Source organism: Sporosarcina sp. E16_3, from assembly GCF_017347125.1.
Taxonomy (GTDB): Bacteria; Bacillota; Bacilli; order Bacillales_A; family Planococcaceae; genus Sporosarcina.
Map to the genome: position 1 here is coordinate 1 of NZ_JADPRX010000007.1, position 13,099 is coordinate 13,099.

The window sequence follows — 13,099 nt, forward strand, 5'->3', positions numbered from 1 at the left end:
TTCTAAAGAAAAGCGGAAGGCGCCTTCTAGACGCGACAGGCATAAGTCGATCCAGCGACGTGGCGCTCTTTGCCACATAGCTGGATTGCTTATGACCCGAGCGGCTGGCGCCCGGAGCTAGACACTATTCTAAGTCAAAAAAACGTATACTTTCTTGCAAGAAAAAACCATCACGGTCATATTGAATGACGTGATGGCAGTTGGTCGTATATGAAATATGAACCGAATGAGCGGGCAGTACAATTCAGTGCGGCGAGTTCTTCCATCGCACCTTTCATCATCGGGTGTTCTTCAGATTCCATTACGTCGATAATGAAGAAATAATTGCCGAGTCCTGTTTTTAAGGGCCTTGATTCAATTTTACTTAAATTGAGTCTACGCCATGCAAAAACGGATAAAACCTGGTGTAACACACCCGAACGATCATCTTCTGGCAATTTTACCATTAATGTCGTTTTTAGTTTTGCAGAATGGTCATTTGTTTCCAAAATTTCTTTTCGCAGGGATAATACGACGAATCGCGTATGGTTAAAATGAAAATCGTGAATATTCTCCTCTGCGATATGTAGACCATATTTTTCAGCCGCCAACTTGTTTCCGATTGCCGCAACCTTCACATCCGGGTTTTCGGAAATATATTTGGCAGCCGCCGCCGTGGAGGTCGTCTGGATAAGCGGGACACGACGGTAATGGTACTGCAAATATTTATGACACTGTGCAAGAGCATGGGGATGAGAATTGATGGATTCCATTTCAGTGATAAAAGGAATTTGCTTTTTATGGACCATTAGATGCTGTTCGATTGGTATTGATATTTCAGCGTTTATGAACAACTCTGCCCCATGGAACAGGTAATCAATGGTCATCGGAACGGATCCTTCCAACGCGTTTTCAAGCGGAACAATCGCATAGGCGACGCGCCCTTCTACCACAGCCTCTACACAATCCGGTATTGTAGGTTGAGGTATCAAACCCGAAGTTCCAAAAAGAGTGCTTGCCGCAACGTGCGTGAATGATGCTTCCGGCCCCAAATAAGCGACAGTAGGCGTATACCTATCATTTCCCATACTAGTATCCTCCCATCAGAGTGCACCTGAACTGATTAAGACTACCGAATCGACAAAGTCAGGTGCTTTTAATCGTTGCAGGAACTCTTCCATTTTTATAATCATTTCTGTCACATCGAGTGACAAGGTAATATTGGCCCGTGCTTGAACAGGAATCGTTTGGTGAATTGTTAAAACGTTACATTTCGACTCTGAGACGATCTGCAACAATGTCGCAAGCGATCCTTTCCGGTCTTCAAGTTGAATGAAAATCGTCAGGATACGCTCACGCGCAATGGATTCGAACGGGTAAACAGTGTCGCGGTATTTATAAAATGCACTACGGGATAGTCCTACCCTTTTCGTGGCATCTTGTATCGTCGATTCCTCTCCGCTCGCTAAAAGCCTTTTCGCTTCTAACATTTTCAGCATCGATTCTGTCAGTACGTCTTCCCTTACAAGATAAAACTGACCTTCCCCCAACTGCTTCATAGGATATCCCCCTTCGTGCGTACCTTTAGTCATTTTTATTCATTCATTCCAACTGATTAATCTACGAATTCAAATTCGAAGTCAAGAAGTCGCACTGTATCCCCGTCTTTCGCGCCACGTTTACGGAGTTCATCATCTACTCCCATACCACGCAATTGTCTCGCGAATTTACGAACGGATTGGTCAAAGTTAAAGTCCGTCATCCTGAATAGACGCTCAATTGTATAGCCCGACAATACGAATGCGCCGTCATCATCACGTTCAACTTTAAACAACTCTGCTTCTCCATCATATTTGTACAGAACTGAGTTCTCTTTGTCTTCGTCCTCAATCTCATGCATTGGGAATTCCGGTGTCGTTTCAAGTAAATTCGCAACAGCATGTAGAAGTCCGTCAAGTCCCGTTCTTGTGAGTGCTGAAGTTGGGAAGATGAGTGCATTGCTGTCATTCAGTTTTTCCTTGAAGATTTTAAGATTCTCTTCTGCTTCAGGCATGTCCATTTTATTTGCAACAATGATTTGCGGACGTTCTGTCAAACGCATATTGTATTGTTCTAATTCCTCATTGATTGTCAAGAAATCCTCGTATGGCTCACGTCCTTCAAGGCCGGACATGTCAACCACGTGGATGATGACGCGTGTCCGTTCGATGTGACGCAAGAACTGATGACCTAGACCAATCCCTTGGTGCGCTCCTTCAATCAATCCTGGTAGATCAGCTAGCACGAAGCCGCGGTGATCATCCGTTTCAACCATGCCCAAATTCGGAACAAGGGTCGTAAAATGATAATCTGCAATTTTTGGTTTTGCAGCGGAAACAACAGATAATAACGTTGATTTACCAACACTCGGGAAGCCAACAAGTCCTGCATCCGCTAGCACTTTCAATTCCAAGTTAATTTCTTTATTAGCGCCTGGCTCACCTTTTTCAGATAATTCAGGTGCAGGGTTTGATGGTGTCGCGAATCGGCTATTCCCGCGTCCTCCACGGCCGCCTTTAGCAATGATTGCTGTCTGACCGTGCTCAACGAGGTCAGCGATGATTGCACCATCTTCCGCATCTGTCACAATCGTACCAGGTGGTACTTTGACAACTACATCCGTTGCGTTTTTCCCGTGCATATTTTTACTTCCACCGTGCTCACCGCGTTGGGCCTTGAAATGACGCTGGTAACGGAAATCCATCAGTGTCCGCAATCCTTCATCTACAATGAAAACAACGTTAGCACCTTGTCCTCCATCGCCACCGGCTGGGCCACCATATGCGATATACTTTTCCCGACGGAAAGCAACCATTCCATCACCACCGTCGCCGCCTTTTACATAAATCTTAACGTGATCGACAAACATTTATTTTCCTCCTATTGTCCACTAATTGTGAACGTCCATTGATTTTGTGAAAGTGTCTCTTTAACAGCAAAGTTTCCATCCGCTATCGGTGCAGGAAGTCTATTTTCCATCTGACCATGCACAGCAATAGTAATTGACCAACTTGTCGCTGTTGCCTGCACATCGATTTGTGTTTCATATTCAGATGTCGGGTCTAGTGTTTTTTCGGCTTCGCTGAACATTCGTTCTAAATAAGTTACAACTTCCGTATCGTCGGCTTCTCGGATTCCAGACGCTATTGTACACGACATCGTTTTAGTATACGCACCGTACAACCAGTCGAACGTAGTTAGCCATGTCTCAACGGCTGGAAGCCCAAGCCTTTCTAACAATGCCACTTCACGCATACGATCGGTTGCTTCCAAGATCTTTTGTTTTGCTTCCGGTAGTTTATCAAGATCGATATAGAGCAAGACTAATTGAAGTTCATTTAAAAAATCATGTCTCGCAAATTTCAGCGCTTTCGCCGTGGTAAGTTTACTGTTCCCCATTCCCATTCACCGCCAACAATTTTCATGTATACAGTATAGCATCTATATAGCTTGTTTCGCTATTTGTGGCAAGCGTAAAAAGGTATGACTTCTATCTGTGTCTAAAAAAAGAAAAAAGGACTGCACATTCGTATGCAGTCCTTTCTGTCGTACGTATATTAAGCTTCCTGAACTTCAGGGTATACGCTAACTTTCTTTTTATCGCGACCAAAACGTTCGAAACGAACGACGCCGTCAACTTTTGCAAAAAGAGTATCGTCACCGCCGATACCGACGTTTTCACCTGGATGAATTTTCGTTCCGCGCTGACGATAAAGGATTGAGCCGCCAGTAACAAACTGTCCGTCCGCGCGTTTTGCGCCAAGACGTTTCGAGTGTGAGTCACGACCGTTCCGAGTAGAACCTACCCCTTTTTTCGATGCGAAAAACTGGAGATCTAAACGTAGCATGTATGCCACCTCCTACTATTTAAGAATAATTTTTATATGTTGCCCATAGTCATTTTCAATCGTCTGCAACGAAACAATCATTGCCTTCACAATCAACTGTGTATCGTGATCGTTTTCTTCAGTATCCGGAAATATGACTTTCAAATAACCACTCTCAGATCCTTGTTGAATCTCAGGGGTTTTGCCTGTAAGTGCAATAATTGCATTGACAGCACCAAATGATACTGCTGATGCAGCTGCACAGACAAGGTCTTTTCCGTATTCCGCGAAATTAGCGTGGCCTGACATCTCAAAAGAGTTGATCCGACCGGATGATTGTTTCTTGATGATGATTTTGATCATGCCGGCTTACAGATTGATACCGTCAATGACGATTTTCGTGTATGGCTGACGATGACCTTGTTTTTTGTGATAGTTCTTTTTCGGCTTGTATTTGAAAACAGTGATTTTTTTAGCACGTCCCTGTTTTACAACAGTTCCTGTAACTGTAGCACCTTCCACGAATGGAACGCCTACTTTCACGTCTTCTCCACCTACGAATAGAACTCTGTTGAAAGTGACAACTTCGTCAGCTTCTCCAGCTACTTTTTCAATGTAGATTTCCTGGCCTTTTTCAACTTTGATCTGTTTTCCACCAGTTTCAATAATTGCGTACATACTTGCACCTCCTCTATAATTACAGACTCGCCTTCAAAGGTGATCCGTACGGATACTTGTACCTTATCAGTGCGGTTGTAGCACGGGTGCTACAAACATTAACTCTTGAATGATACCACGTATATTTTATTACGTCAATCTATTTAATTTCATTTCGGCAAATGCTTTTTCATATTTTCGGAATCGAAATGCGGAAATGTTTTGAAGCAGGAGGAACGTTGCCAGGAGAATGTAGGGCAATGTCTTAGGCAAATCAGCTGATAATAGGATAATGCCAGCGCAAAGAAAAAGAATGGAATGGAGTAAAAAAAGAGCACGCGTGCGATAAACGGAACCGTCTGTTTCGAGCAGCGCACATATTGCCTGTCCACCATCAAGCGGTAGAATGGGAAGTAAGTTAAGCACTAGCAATGCGACTTGAATCCGGATAACTTGGTCGTCACCCGGAAATGGAATCAATATTGCCATTAATAAAAGAAGCAACGTTGCTAAAGGGCCGCTAAGCGCGACGAGGAGACGATCTCTCCTTGGTGCCATGTGTTTATTCCAAATAACGATTTCGCCACCGTATGGCATGATTGTACAGGATCGTATGCGCATTCCAGTTAGATAGGCAGCAAGGAGATGACCGGCTTCATGGATCAGAAGCGAAATAAAAATAATGGCATAGATCGAAATGCTGCCGGTCATGATTAAAAATATAAAAAAAGGCAAGAGAACAGGATGGAGCTTAAATTTCATTGTTCCTCGCCCAAAAGATATGTTGGTAATAGTGATGCATCCATTTTCACCCCATTACGCTTCACCTTCAGATAAATCGCCCCCTCATTCATTAGCGCCAGCGTGTCCCCTTTTTTCACAGCAGTATACGGCAGTTTGACAACTTTTCCAACGTAACCATACGTCACTTCATCCCCACTATCATATAATACCGTGATAGTCTTACCCGATTCACGCGTAAAACCTGTGAATATGACTAGCCCGTTTTCTTGTGCATCAATCGCCAATGGTTGCGTATAGGATACAATTACTCCCTCTTTATAGGGTTGCATTGATTCATACGCAGAAAAAGGATCTTCCCGATGAGGATCTGCCATGACCGCAATTTTGTCGGCCCCGGGATCTTTAATCATCGTCGCAACCCATTTCTTCATCGCCAAAAAGTCCTTTCCAGACGTCACATACTGTGTTACAGGTTCCTGAATAACACCCGCATCCTCCAACTTAGCCACACCAATCACACCGAGCGTCAACACAATCGCCATTATCCACTTCGTTCTCCATTTCAACCGGTCACACCACCCGTTTTTTTTAGTATATGACGTAGATGAGGGGAATAGTATGGGCGGTTGGTTTGAATTTGAATATTTAAATCCATCTTCTCTAGCTTTAATGTCAACTCTTGGATTCTAATCACAACTTCAAGAACGTAATACCAACTTTCGAATCATAATTTCAACTCTCCTCCCCAACCGAAATTCCACAAAAAACCCCCAACACAAAAAATATGTGTCAGGGGTTTGGGGTTATCTAGCAAATATCGATTTAAGTTTACCGAAGAATCCAGGTTTCCCTGCGGCAAGTGACATAAGCGGAACGGATTCGCCGAGAATGCGACGGGCAATGTTGCGATAGCCCATTGCTGCAGGGTTCGCTGGATCCATGACGACTGGCTCCCCTTTGTTCGAGGAGGTGATAACACTTTCGTCGTCTAGGACGATTCCAAGCAAGTCGATAGACAAGTGTGTCGTAATATCGTTGACATCAAGTGCATCTCCGTTAGTCATGAGATGCCGCCTGATGCGGTTGATGATCAGTTTCGGCGGTTCTATGTCTTCCTGTTCAAGCAAACCAATGATGCGGTCTGCGTCACGGACGGCCGAAATTTCAGGTGTCGTAACAACAATGGCACGGTCTGCACCGGCAATGGCGTTTTTGAAACCTTGTTCGATACCAGCCGGACAGTCAATCAATATATAATCATAATCTCGTTTTAGTTCATTGACCAATGTTTTCATCTGTTCCGGATTTATAGCATTTTTATCAGTAGTTTGAGCAGCCGGCAATAAAAAGAGACCGTCCTCAAAGCGTTTATCCTTCACAAGTGCCTGTTGAACTTTACAGCGTCCTTCAATGACATCCACTAAATCGTAGATGATACGGTTTTCAAGGCCGAGAATGACGTCTAGGTTTCGGAGACCGATATCAGTGTCAACCAGACACACTTTTTTACCTTGGAGAGCCAATGCGGTTCCAAGGTTTGCAGTTGTCGTCGTCTTACCGACACCACCTTTACCAGATGTTATTACGATTGCTTCTCCCACACTAGCTTCCTCCTTTAAATGATGACAGACCAGGCCGAAGAATCCGGAGTTCCTGCAGACGATCGATGGCGATGAAGCCGTTCGGATGCAAATAGGCACATTCCATTTCCGGTTGTTCCGACAAAATCGTTAACTCATCCGTCATCGTTTCCATTTTGTCCGCGATTATAAGATGTGTTGCTTCAAGCCAAGAAGCCGCAATAACAGCCTTCGCATTGCCGCTCGAGCCTGCATGGGCGATTCCTTTCAGCCTACCAAGAACATAGATGCTGCCTGCAGCGACCACGCGGCCATTGGGATTTACGTCACCAATGACAACGAGATCACCTTCTGCCTGCACAACTTGACCCGATCGCACGATACCGACGTAGGTTTCGGATTGGTTTTCAAGCACTTTTCTATTGCATTCTTCCATCGTGATAACATCACTTTGGATTTTTGATACACGTAAATTTGGAGAATCATGAATCGTGTTCATAATTTCCCGCAATTCTTCTTCATTGCAGTAGCGACTACCTGTATGAACCTGCACTTCCGCAAGTCCCTCCAAGCCGTCTTCCTCCACTTTTCTACGGAGTTCGGCAATCATGTCCGAATAAGCGCATTTGTCGTCAAGCCGAAGAACTAGACCGTCCTTTGTCCCTTTTATCGTTACATATTGCTGTTTCGTCATTTGCGTCACCCCGCATTTTCTTTTACAAAGTTTCGCCTTGTCGCTCTACTACTCTTTTATAGATAAGAGTTTTGAAAAACCAGCCAAACATACCAACAAAAATCGAATTCGCAATTATCGTTGGAACAAGTCTTCCAGTAATGAATTCATCTAAGCCAATTGATGTCAATGAAACAAGACTAGCGAAAAAGTATGATAGCACTTCAAGCACGATAATCAGAAGTAACGCCAGGAACATCACCGTAACAATATGGCGATGGATTTGGCGAATAATTAGTGTTGCAATAAAGCAGATCAAAGGATAGAGAAATGCATATAATCCAATAATATCAATATGGTACATATCATACAAGAGTCCAAGCACAATTCCGTAAATGATTGCACGTTGTCTACTGTAATAGACAGCTATAAAAATAAGGTACACGACCACAAACCGCGGAACAAGTGTATAACTAGTACCACCTATATTCACGGGTGAAAACAGGCTAAAAACAGGCTCTAGGAAAAATAGCAATACAGCAATAAGAGGGATAATGGACCGGATCATGATCCATCCTCCCCCTCAGTATTTGTAGTATCGTTCCCGTCCGTACCATTAACATCAGTAATCGATGAGCGCTTGGTAATGATGACATGATCTAACAACGAGAAATCTGCTGCTGGACGAATATACGCCAACTTCGTCAGTCCATAATCATCTGTCGACACTTCTGTTACTTCACCGATCAAAAGACCCTTTGGAAAAATACCACCAAGACCAGATGTTATAACTTTCTGACCGACTTTGACTTCGAAACTAGAGTCAATCCGTTTCATAATGAGCTCACTGCGTTTCCGGTCGTACCCCTCGATCAGTCCGTAAGTCTTTTCACCCGCAACGACTGCAGCAACACGTAAATTCCGGTTTTCTGTTGACAATAGTTCCACCGTTGAAGTAAAAGGTGTAACAAGGACAACTTTCCCAACCAGGCCATTCGCTGTAATGACCGCCATATTCTTTTTAATGCCGTGTTCTTCGCCCTTGTCGATGATGATTTTCTCTTCCCACTGATCAGGGTTCCGTGAAATGACCGTTGCCTGAACCGGTTCATACACACGCAAATCATCCTTTTTACCTACAACTTCGAGCAAACGTTCATTTTCAGCTTTAACATCCGCCAGCTCTGCTTGTCCAGAGGCGTATTCGCTTAATCTTACTTTTAAATGTTTGTTTTCTTCGTATGTATTCAAAATCCCATCAATATTCCCAATGACGTTTGTTATGTAAAGCGCCGGCTTCGAGAATAGTGATTGCCCGAAGCCGACTACATCTTTCACAACTTGTTCTGGAAGGGAGGCATTCTGCCGGTCTTTGAGGGAGAATGAAATTAATGCCACAAGGATAATGACGCCCACGAGCAGTAATATCAAACGTTTATTTGAAAAAAATCGCGGCATTGCCCATGTCCTCCCTTACTTATCTACCTTGCATTTTTTTGATCAATTCAAAATTATCAAGTGCTTTACCTGTACCGATGGCAACACAATCGAGTGGATCTTCAGCTATGAAAACAGGCATTTGTGTTTCATCAGAAATGACTTTATCAAGATTCTGAAGCAATGCACCACCACCTGTTAGCACAATTCCGCGTTCCATAACATCCGAAGATAATTCTGGAGGCGTTGTTTCAAGCGTCTTTTTCACGCCATCAATGATTTGTGCAATTGACTCACGCAGTGCTTCTGCGATTTCATCCGAAGAGATTTCAATCGTTTTCGGCAGACCAGTCAAAAGATCGCGTCCGCGAATCTCCATTTTCTGTGTATCACCAATTACTTTTGCAGAACCAATTTCAATTTTAATAGCTTCTGCCGTCCGTTCACCGATAGTCAAATTATACATTTTACGGATATAGCTAATAATCGCGCCGTCCATTGTGTCACCACCGACACGGATTGACTCGCTTGTTACGATGCCGCCAAGTGAAATGACTGCAACTTCTGTAGTTCCGCCACCAATATCGACGACCATGCTACCAGTAGGTTCCCAAACAGGTAGATTTGCGCCAATTGCAGCCGCAAACGGTTCTTCAATTGTGAACGCTTCTTTTGCACCAGCTTGACGTGAAGCATCAATAACCGCGCGCTGTTCAACAGAAGTAATTCCGTAAGGCACACAAATTAGGACATTTGGCTTTTTCCATGCTCCGCCCGACGTTTTCGTTGCTTCTTTCATGTAATGCTCAATCATAGCTGTCGTAATTTCAAAATCAGCAATGACTCCATCTTTCATCGGACGAGTTGCCACGATTGATCCAGGTGTACGCCCAATCATATTTCTAGCAGCGCTACCGACTGCAACAATTTCACCTGTATGTGTATTTTTTGCTACTACTGAAGGCTCTCTTAGGACAATGCCTTTTCCTTTAATGAAAACTAATGTATTTGCTGTGCCGAGGTCAATCCCGACATCTCTAGATCCAAAACCAAACAAATTTGTTCTTCCTTTCTGCTAAACCGTTAATTACGGCATTCATGAAATCATACACCATAGTATAACGGATAGAAGAGCAAATTCACAGCGTCACATGTACCCTGATTCATTTTTCGTGCCATTCGAAGCATTATTTCAGAATAAAGTCACATATATCCCTTCTCTTTTAAGCTTAAAAACTGGTGATCTCCGATGATAACGTGGTCGAGTACTTCGATGCCCATAATTGAACCCGCTTCAATGAGTCTCTTTGTTACTTCGATATCTTCCGGAGATGGTGATGGGTTTCCGCTCGGATGATTGTGCGAAACTATTATGGATGCAGCAGATCGCTTTACTGCTTCACGAAAAATTTCGCGTGGATGAACTATGCTTGAGTTCAGGCTACCGATAAAAATAGTCTGTTTATGAAGGACTTCATTTTTAACATTTAAAAAGAGCACAACGAAATGCTCTTGATTGAGTGAGGCCATATCTGTCATTAAATAGGCAGCCGCATCCTCTGGGGACCTTATCGTGTAGCGCCCCTCTGAATGCTTACGATACATCCGCTTGCCAATCTCTGCGGCAGCTAGGAGTTGGACCGCCTTCGCCTTGCCGACCCCTTTTACCAGTATCATTTCTTCAATCGTAGCGTCTTTCAAGTCTTGGATTTTATCGAATGAGGATAGAATTCGGTTAGCAAGAACGAGAACAGATTCCTGTTTTGTACCCGTGCGTAACAATATTGCAACCAGCTCTTGATTGGATAAACTTTCCGCACCTTGCCTAATAAGTCGCTCGCGCGGCCTGTCCGCTATATGTACGTCTCGGATCATCATTCCCGGCTGAGTGTCAATTGTCAATGAATGATACACCGCCCTTCAATTCCATAAGGGACAGCTTCCGCATATACTCCGTCAACATAGCTATCGGCAAACCCATAACATTGTAATAATCACCTTCAATTTTTTCTACCAATAGTGCACCAGCCGTCTGAATACCGTATCCGCCAGCCTTGTCCATCGGATCCCCGGATTCCACATATGCGTTAATCAACATATCGTCAAGTTCTCGGAAAGTAACTTTTGTCTGGACGGAAAATGTACATATCTCATCACCCATAAATAACCCAACACCTGTTATAACTGTATGTGTTTCACCAGAAAGCGCTTTTAAAAATGTTCGCGCTTGTTCTTTACTCTCTGGTTTCGAATATAACTTCCCTTCATGCACAACAATCGTATCAGCTCCGATTACGATAGAACCCTGCCAATCATTCGCAACTGCTTGCGTTTTCATCGCAGCGAGTTGCCGTGCATAGCTTTCAAATTCATTATTTCCTAGAGCTAAATCCTCAGACACATTGCTTGGCACAACTGCGAACGGGAAGCCAAGCAAACTTAGGATTTCTTTCCGACGCGGAGATGCTGAAGCTAGAATAACTGGTTTAACAACTGTAAATTTCATTAGTAATTCCCCCTTTAGCCCATCATACTGGATAAAAGGATTTGTGAAAATTGTCTTAAAATCCTCAAAACTCAAATTTGACCCCTTTTTAATCCTCAAAAAGTGATTTTAACGCAGTTTTCTGTATGTGAATAATGGGAAAGAAGATGCAATCTGACGATACGTAAATCCTTCGTAAATACTGTAATGGCGGCGATATTCTTGTAAAACCCCTTCGTCTTATCATCATCTTTCCCTTCCTTTTTAGTTTCGTCCGAATAATTAATTTTGGCTATTTCCGTTTGCTTGAGGACCTCGCGCAATTTCCCTGCACCGATTGCCCCGCAGGATGAGGTATCCGCCCTGAACGTTTTCCGATACGTACCTTCAGATTCACTAGAATTAATCTCATTTTCCGTCAACCCAACTGCAGTCCAAACTAAGTATTTATCGCCCGCCTTTATGACGGCCGCTTTCGATAGAGTTGGATCTTCTGCAATAAATAGAGTTGCAGATTCAGAGGATGAAAATGCTCCATGTTGTTTTGCAAATAATTGTAACGGCTCTTCATCAGGCTTTGCCGAATTCTCAACTGCTGCTGGACCCGCTGTAGGTATCTCTTTACCGCTTGTCTTTCTGTCGTCTTCCCCTTTAGTCCCCATAAGCAGTAGACCAATCACCGCAACAGCCGCGACACCAATGAGGACACCATGAAGCATCGCCATGATGACTGTCCCTTTCGAGTAGCGTTTTCCGAATTTCATTGTTGACCACCCCGTTTAAGTTTATCTAGCGCCTATGTGCTAAGGGCATAAGTCAGCCCTTTCCAAGGTGCTTTTATAGTTAACCGTATCAGAATGGACATGAAAAAGAACAAGACGTATGTCGCCTTGTTCCAGTAAATTTATCGACTTAATAGAATAAATTGCCATACCAACCGACAAAATCAGCTCCCCAGAAGTAAGCAATGACGGCGGCCAATGCAATCGAGGGGCCGAATGGGATAGGTGTTTTTCGTCCTTGCCCCGTCCGTTTCAACAAGACTAAGCCAGCAATAGACCCGATGAACGCCGCTAAAAACAGCGTCAAAAGCGTATTCGCCGTGCCCAACACGAGACCGATAACGAAAAACAATTTGATGTCCCCACCACCCATGCCACCTTTCGACACAACAGCAATAAGATATAGGACTCCGAAGCCCACTAGAGCCCCCAGCAGGCTATCCCACCACGGCTCTAGGGGAATGAACAGCCGAATCCCAAGCAACACGACAGCGAACGGCAGCAGCACCTTATTAGGGATAAGCATATAGGCGATGTCAGACACCGTAATGATGACAAGAAGCGACATAAACAAAATGGCGACGATTAATTCGCCACTAAATCCGAGCATTGCGTAACTTAACACAAATAAAATCCCTGTCACCAGCTCCATGATTGGATAAATGGGGCTGATTTTCGTACCACATCCCCTGCATTTCCCTTGTAGAAATAGATAAGAAAAGACTGGAATTAGATCGAGAACGCCTAATTTCCGATTACAGACGGCGCAATGTGAAGGAGGCGAAACAATCGACTCCTTCTTTGGCACACGTAATCCGACAACATTGAAAAATGATCCTAATACAATACCGTATAGGAAAAAGAAAACACCAATAACAATTCCCATGCAATTCTCC

Annotated in this window: 18 protein-coding genes and 1 other annotated feature; all 18 genes read right to left on the reverse strand. The window is 43.7% G+C overall.

All coding sequences use genetic code 11. The features are described from left to right. Nucleotides 1–176: 176 nt before the first annotated feature. The gene (gene pheA / locus I2483_RS06520) at nucleotides 177–1,067 is read right to left on the reverse strand and encodes a prephenate dehydratase (protein ID WP_207174629.1); all 891 of its coding nucleotides are present in this window, start codon (nucleotides 1,065–1,067) and stop codon (nucleotides 177–179) included. 15 nt (nucleotides 1,068–1,082) lie between these two features. Further along, nucleotides 1,083–1,538, reverse strand: a complete 456-nt coding sequence (locus I2483_RS06525; RefSeq protein ID WP_067208168.1) for an ACT domain-containing protein — start codon at nucleotides 1,536–1,538, stop codon at nucleotides 1,083–1,085. 56 nt (nucleotides 1,539–1,594) lie between these two features. After that, on the reverse strand, nucleotides 1,595–2,887 hold the full coding sequence (gene obgE / locus I2483_RS06530) for a GTPase ObgE (RefSeq protein WP_207174634.1): 1,293 nt from the start codon (nucleotides 2,885–2,887) through the stop codon (nucleotides 1,595–1,597). Between the two features lie 11 nt (nucleotides 2,888–2,898). Further along, a complete protein-coding gene (locus tag I2483_RS06535; protein ID WP_207174636.1) occupies nucleotides 2,899–3,417 on the reverse strand; it encodes a Spo0B domain-containing protein in 519 nt (172 codons plus the stop codon). Between the two features lie 158 nt (nucleotides 3,418–3,575). Further along, the gene (gene rpmA / locus I2483_RS06540; RefSeq protein WP_186668575.1) at nucleotides 3,576–3,866 is read right to left on the reverse strand and encodes a 50S ribosomal protein L27; all 291 of its coding nucleotides are present in this window, start codon (nucleotides 3,864–3,866) and stop codon (nucleotides 3,576–3,578) included. 15 nt (nucleotides 3,867–3,881) lie between these two features. Continuing rightward, nucleotides 3,882–4,208, reverse strand: a complete 327-nt coding sequence (locus I2483_RS06545; protein ID WP_186668573.1) for a ribosomal-processing cysteine protease Prp — start codon at nucleotides 4,206–4,208, stop codon at nucleotides 3,882–3,884. A gap of 6 nt (nucleotides 4,209–4,214) precedes the next feature. Continuing rightward, entirely contained in the window at nucleotides 4,215–4,523 is a 309-nt protein-coding gene (rplU, locus tag I2483_RS06550) for a 50S ribosomal protein L21 (protein ID WP_067208153.1), read from the reverse strand. A 13-nt stretch (nucleotides 4,524–4,536) separates the two neighbouring features. Further along, nucleotides 4,537–4,610: a sequence feature (ribosomal protein L21 leader region), on the reverse strand. Between the two features lie 42 nt (nucleotides 4,611–4,652). Further along, nucleotides 4,653–5,264 (reverse strand): site-2 protease family protein, encoded by a 612-nt coding sequence (locus I2483_RS06555; protein ID WP_207174638.1) that lies wholly within the window; start codon nucleotides 5,262–5,264, stop codon nucleotides 4,653–4,655. Next, nucleotides 5,261–5,812 (reverse strand): M23 family metallopeptidase, encoded by a 552-nt coding sequence (locus I2483_RS06560; protein WP_207174640.1) that lies wholly within the window; start codon nucleotides 5,810–5,812, stop codon nucleotides 5,261–5,263. Before I2483_RS06560 ends, I2483_RS06555 begins: the two co-directional genes overlap by 4 nt. Nucleotides 5,813–6,049: 237 nt before the next feature. Next, a complete protein-coding gene (gene minD, locus I2483_RS06565; protein WP_207174642.1) occupies nucleotides 6,050–6,847 on the reverse strand; it encodes a septum site-determining protein MinD in 798 nt (265 codons plus the stop codon). Nucleotide 6,848: 1 nt separating this feature from the next. Then, nucleotides 6,849–7,520, reverse strand: a complete 672-nt coding sequence (minC, locus tag I2483_RS06570; RefSeq protein WP_207174644.1) for a septum site-determining protein MinC — start codon at nucleotides 7,518–7,520, stop codon at nucleotides 6,849–6,851. 22 nt (nucleotides 7,521–7,542) lie between these two features. Continuing rightward, the gene (mreD, locus tag I2483_RS06575) at nucleotides 7,543–8,067 is read right to left on the reverse strand and encodes a rod shape-determining protein MreD (protein ID WP_207174646.1); all 525 of its coding nucleotides are present in this window, start codon (nucleotides 8,065–8,067) and stop codon (nucleotides 7,543–7,545) included. After that, the gene (gene mreC, locus I2483_RS06580) at nucleotides 8,064–8,957 is read right to left on the reverse strand and encodes a rod shape-determining protein MreC (RefSeq protein ID WP_186668559.1); all 894 of its coding nucleotides are present in this window, start codon (nucleotides 8,955–8,957) and stop codon (nucleotides 8,064–8,066) included. Before mreC ends, mreD begins: the two co-directional genes overlap by 4 nt. A gap of 19 nt (nucleotides 8,958–8,976) precedes the next feature. Continuing rightward, nucleotides 8,977–9,993: a rod shape-determining protein gene (locus I2483_RS06585; protein WP_067208132.1), complete on the reverse strand. Its 1,017-nt coding sequence runs from the start codon at nucleotides 9,991–9,993 to the stop codon at nucleotides 8,977–8,979. Nucleotides 9,994–10,139: 146 nt separating this feature from the next. Next, on the reverse strand, nucleotides 10,140–10,811 hold the full coding sequence (gene radC, locus I2483_RS06590) for a RadC family protein (RefSeq protein WP_207174806.1): 672 nt from the start codon (nucleotides 10,809–10,811) through the stop codon (nucleotides 10,140–10,142). Nucleotides 10,812–10,827: 16 nt separating this feature from the next. Then, entirely contained in the window at nucleotides 10,828–11,442 is a 615-nt protein-coding gene (locus I2483_RS06595; RefSeq protein WP_207174648.1) for a Maf family protein, read from the reverse strand. A gap of 95 nt (nucleotides 11,443–11,537) precedes the next feature. After that, the gene (locus I2483_RS06600; RefSeq protein WP_207174650.1) at nucleotides 11,538–12,185 is read right to left on the reverse strand and encodes a hypothetical protein; all 648 of its coding nucleotides are present in this window, start codon (nucleotides 12,183–12,185) and stop codon (nucleotides 11,538–11,540) included. Nucleotides 12,186–12,333: 148 nt separating this feature from the next. Next, a complete protein-coding gene (locus I2483_RS06605) occupies nucleotides 12,334–13,089 on the reverse strand; it encodes a prepilin peptidase (protein WP_207174652.1) in 756 nt (251 codons plus the stop codon). Nucleotides 13,090–13,099 lie beyond the last annotated feature (10 nt).